This window comes from Anaerotignum faecicola, assembly GCA_024460105.1.
Lineage (GTDB): Bacteria > Bacillota > Clostridia > Lachnospirales > Anaerotignaceae > JANFXS01.
In genome coordinates, this window is record JANFXS010000641.1 from 1 (window position 1) to 380 (window position 380).

The following is a 380-nucleotide window of genomic DNA, read 5'->3' on the forward strand; positions in this document are numbered from 1 at the left end:
TGGAGCAGTTAAACGAAGCTGATTCTCAGGAACTGTTTTATAAAGAGGAGCCTTACAGTTCAAAGAAGCTGGAGCAACGCCTTATTATCACCTACTCCCCTAAATATGCTGCCTATCAAAAAGACCTGCGGGAAAAGCAAGTACAGCGGGCAATGGATATGCTTAAAGATGGAAAACATAAGAAAACCAGAAAAAATCCAAACGATCCGGCTAGATTTATAGACAAAGAAGCTGTTACAAAAGATGGTGAGACTGCAGATATCTTATACTATCTGGACGAAGCAAAGATTGCAGAGGAAGCAAGGTATGACGGGCTTTATGCCGTCTGTACAGACCTGTTTGATGACCAGCCAGGAGACATTCTTAAGGTGAGTGAAGGC

The 380-nt window shown here is 42.6% G+C and carries 1 protein-coding gene; it reads left to right on the plus strand.

Features of this window, described 5'->3' with window-relative positions; all coding sequences use genetic code 11:
- On the plus strand, positions 1–380 hold a 380-nt coding region (locus NE664_15795), incomplete at both ends, for a transposase (GenBank protein ID MCQ4728097.1).